This is a genomic window from Vibrio sp. 1457 (assembly GCF_033340195.1).
Classification (GTDB): domain Bacteria; phylum Pseudomonadota; class Gammaproteobacteria; order Enterobacterales; family Vibrionaceae; genus Vibrio; species Vibrio alginolyticus.
Genome location: NZ_JAWOWA010000154.1, coordinates 1 through 1,025, shown reverse-complemented (window position 1 = coordinate 1,025; position 1,025 = coordinate 1). Strand labels below are relative to the sequence as shown.

Sequence of the window (1,025 nt, the reverse complement as noted above, 5' to 3'; positions counted from 1 at the left end):
ACAAGCTTACGCTGCACCAATGATGCAGCAGCCAGCTCAATCTAACGCAGCCGCTCCGGCGACCGTTCCTTCCATGGAAGCGCCAGCAGCAGCGGAAATCAGTGGTCACATCGTACGCTCCCCGATGGTTGGTACTTTCTACCGCACCCCAAGCCCGGACGCAAAAGCGTTCATCGAAGTGGGTCAGAAAGTCAACGTGGGCGATACCCTGTGCATCGTTGAAGCCATGAAAATGATGAACCAGATCGAAGCGGACAAATCCGGTACCGTGAAAGCAATTCTGGTCGAAAGTGGACAACCGGTAGAATTTGACGAGCCGCTGGTCGTCATCGAGTAACGAGGCGAACATGCTGGATAAAATTGTTATTGCCAACCGCGGCGAGATTGCATTGCGTATTCTTCGTGCCTGTAAAGAACTGGGCATCAAGACTGTCGCTGTGCACTCCAGCGCGGATCGCGATCTAAAACACGTATTACTGGCAGATGAAACGGTCTGTATTGGCCCTGCTCCGTCAGTAAAAAGTTATCTGAACATCCCGGCAATCATCAGCGCCGCTGAAATCACCGGCGCAGTAGCAATCCATCCGGGTTACGGCTTCCTCTCCGAGAACGCCAACTTTGCCGAGCAGGTTGAACGCTCCGGCTTTATCTTCATTGGCCCGAAAGCAGAAACCATTCGCCTGATGGGCGACAAAGTATCCGCAATCGCGGCGATGAAAAAAGCGGGCGTCCCTTGCGTACCGGGTTCTGACGGCCCGCTGGGCGACGATATGGATAAAAACCGTGCCATTGCTAAACGCATTGGTTATCCGGTGATTATCAAAGCCTCCGGCGGCGGCGGCGGTCGCGGTATGCGCGTAGTGCGCGGCGACGCTGAACTGGCACAATCCATCTCCATGACCCGTGCGGAAGCGAAAGCTGCTTTCAGCAACGATATGGTTTACATGGAGAAATACCTGGAAAATCCTCGCCACGTCGAGATTCAGGTACTGGCTGACGGTCAGGGCAACGCTATCTATCTGGCG

2 protein-coding genes are annotated in these 1,025 nt (G+C 54.4%); both read left to right on the top strand.

Annotation, left to right across the window (positions count from 1 at the left end; genetic code table 11):
* Positions 1-337, top strand: a 337-nt coding sequence (gene accB / locus R7Z41_RS24500; RefSeq protein WP_318141705.1) for an acetyl-CoA carboxylase biotin carboxyl carrier protein, incomplete at its 5' end; no start/stop codon positions are given.
* 10 nt (positions 338-347) lie between these two features.
* Positions 348-1,025 (top strand): biotin carboxylase N-terminal domain-containing protein (locus tag R7Z41_RS24495; protein WP_318141704.1); only part of this gene is annotated, 678 nt, incomplete at its 3' end.